Source organism: Yimella sp. RIT 621, assembly GCF_004146205.1.
In the GTDB taxonomy this organism is placed as follows: domain Bacteria; phylum Actinomycetota; class Actinomycetes; order Actinomycetales; family Dermatophilaceae; genus Yimella; species Yimella lutea.
Window position 1 is genome coordinate 1 of the sequence record NZ_SEIP01000030.1, and the last position, 3,355, is coordinate 3,355.

General features: G+C 54.7%; 2 rRNA genes. Both read right to left on the reverse strand.

The window, feature by feature from the left end:
- Positions 1-3: 3 nt before the first annotated feature.
- Positions 4-121, reverse strand: a 5S ribosomal RNA gene (gene rrf, locus EU513_RS15535).
- 103 nt (positions 122-224) lie between these two features.
- Positions 225-3,349, reverse strand: a 23S ribosomal RNA gene (locus EU513_RS15540).
- Between the last annotated feature and the right edge of the window lie 6 nt (positions 3,350-3,355).

Genomic DNA, 3,355 nt, shown 5'->3' on the forward strand with positions numbered 1-3,355 from the left:
GAAGTCCGGCGGTGTCCTACTCTCCCACACCCTACCGAGTGCAGTACCATCGGCGCTGAAGGGCTTAGCTTCCGGGTTCGGAATGTGACCGGGCGTTTCCCACTTCGCTATGACCGCCGTAACACTATGAAACTATGACGCCAACAGGTTTGTTGCGTGTTGTTTCAGATATCGCATAGTGGACGCTAAAGCATGAACTGCAGGAACCCTTTGTTGTGAAGGGTTTGAGTAAGTTATCGGCTTATTAGTACCGGTCAGCTACACACATTACTGTGCTTCCACGTCCGGCCTATCAACCCAGTCGTCTACTGGGAGCCTCTCACCCACAAAGGGGCATGGAAACCTCATCTTGAAGCGTGCTTCCCGCTTAGATGCTTTCAGCGGTTATCACTTCCGAACGTAGCTAATCAGCGGTGCTCCTGGCGGAACAACTGACACACCAGAGGTTCGTCCATCCCGGTCCTCTCGTACTAGGGACAGGTCTTCTCAAGTTTCCTACGCGCACAGCGGATAGGGACCGAACTGTCTCACGACGTTCTAAACCCAGCTCGCGTACCGCTTTAATGGGCGAACAGCCCAACCCTTGGGACCTACTCCAGCCCCAGGATGCGACGAGCCGACATCGAGGTGCCAAACCATGCCGTCGATATGAGCTCTTGGGCAAGATCAGCCTGTTATCCCCGGGGTACCTTTTATCCGTTGAGCGACGGCGCTTCCACAAGCCACCGCCGGGTCACTAGTCCCGACTTTCGTCTCTGCTCGACATGTCTGTCTCACAGTCAAGCTCCCTTGTGCACTTACACTCAAAACCTGATTGCCAACCAGGCTGAGGGAACCTTTGGGCGCCTCCGTTACCTTTTGGGAGGCAACCGCCCCAGTTAAACTACCCACCAGGCACTGTCCCTGATCCGGATCACGGACCGAGGTTAGGAGCCCAGAACGACCAGAGTGGTATTTCAACGTTGACTCCACACACACTGGCGTGCATGCTTCACAGTCTCCCACCTATCCTACACAAGCCGTACCGAACACCAATACCAAGCTGTAGTAAAGGTCCCGGGGTCTTTCCGTCCTGCTGCGCGTAACGAGCATCTTTACTCGTAGTGCAATTTCGCCGAGTTCGCGGTTGAGACAGTGGAGAAGTCGTTACGCCATTCGTGCAGGTCGGAACTTACCCGACAAGGAATTTCGCTACCTTAGGATGGTTATAGTTACCACCGCCGTTTACTGGCGCTTAAGTTCTCAGCTTCGCCCAAAGGCTAACCGGTCCCCTTAACGTTCCAGCACCGGGCAGGCGTCAGTCCGTATACATCGAATTACTTCTTCGCACGGACCTGTGTTTTTAGTAAACAGTCGCTTCTCCCTGGTCTCTGCGGCCCTCACCCCTAGTGAGCAAGTCACTTCAAGGATTGGGCCCCCCTTCTCCCGAAGTTACGGGGGCATTTTGCCGAATTCCTTAACCACGATTCACTCGATCGCCTTAGTATTCTCTACCTAACCACCTGAGTCGGTTTAGGGTACGGGCGGCTCGAACCTCGCTAGAAGTTTTTCTCGGCAGCATAGGATCACCCTACTTCCCACATATGTGGTCACTATCAACTCTCAGCCTCATGACTGGCGGATTTGCCTACCAGTCGGCCTACAGTCTTAGACGGGGACAACCATCGCCCCGCGGAGGCTACCTTCCTGCGTCACTCCCTCGCTTACCTACTACAAGATCGGGTCCCACGCTCCCCACCAACACGCACACCCGAAGGCGTACGAACATGATGGTTCGGGTGGTTAGCATCCCTTGGTTCGATATGGGCGGTCCTTCGCCGGTTCCGGAATATCAACCGGATGTCCATCGACTACGCCTGTCGGCCTCGCCTTAGGTCCCGACTTACCCAGGGCAGATTAGCTTGACCCTGGAACCCTTGGTTATTCGGCGGACGGGTTTCTCACCCGTCATTCGCTACTCATGCCTGCATTCTCACTCGTGTGGCCTCCACACCTGGATCACTCCGGCGCTTCACTGCCCACACGACGCTCCCCTACCCAACCACACCCCTGGACCACAAACACAAGGCTTGAAATCAGGGTGTCGTGTGATTGCCACAGCTTCGGTGGTGTGCTTGAGCCCCGCTACATTGTCGGCGCGGAATCACTTGACCAGTGAGCTATTACGCACTCTTTAAAGGGTGGCTGCTTCTAAGCCAACCTCCTGGTTGTCACAGCAACTCCACATCCTTTTCCACTTAGCACACGCTTAGGGACCTTAGCTGGTGATCTGGGCTGTTTCCCTCTCGACTATGAAGCTTATCCCCCACAGTCTCACTGCCACGCTCTCACTTACCGGCATTCGGAGTTTGGCTGACGTCAGTAACCTGGTGAGGCCCATCAGCCATCCAGTAGCTCTACCTCCGGCAAGAAACACGTGACGCTGCACCTAAATGCATTTCGGGGAGAACCAGCTATCACGGAGTTTGATTGGCCTTTCACCCCTACCCACAGCTCATCCCCTCAGTTTTCAACCTAAGTGGGTTCGGTCCTCCACGACGTCTTACCGTCGCTTCAACCTGGCCATGGGTAGATCACTCCGCTTCGGGTCTAGACCCAGCGACTAAAAACGCCCTCTTCGGACTCGCTTTCGCTACGGCTACCCCACCCGGGTTAACCTCGCCACTGAGCACTAACTCGCAGGCTCATTCTTCAAAAGGCACGCCATCACCCCAACAAGGAGGCTCTGACGGATTGTAAGCGCACGGTTTCAGGTACTATTTCACTCCCCTCCCGGGGTACTTTTCACCTTTCCCTCACGGTACTAGTCCGCTATCGGTCACCAGGGAATATTTAGGCTTAGCAGGTGGTCCTGCCAGATTCACACCGGATTTCACGGGCCCGGTGCTACTTGGGAACACGTCCAAGACAGTGACACATGTTTCGGCTACAGGACTTACACCCTCTCCGGTACACCATTCAAGATGTTTCGCCTACACGCGCCATTTCTAACTGCCCACCAACATGTCAGCATTGGTAAGAACGATCCCACAACCCCACGACTGCAACCCCTGACAGGTATCACACAACCGCGGTTTAGCCTCATCCGCTTTCGCTCGCCACTACTCACGGAATCACTGTTGTTTTCTCTTCCTGTGGGTACTGAGATGTTTCACTTCCCCACGTTCCCTCCACATACCCTATGAGTTCAGGTATGGGTCACACCACATGAATGGTGCGGGGTTCCCCCATTCGGAAATCCTCGGATCACAGTCTGGTTATCGACTCCCCGAGGCTTATCGCAGATTCCTACGTCCTTCATCGGTTCCTGGTGCCAAGGCATCCACCGTACGCTCTTAAAAACTTACACAAAAAA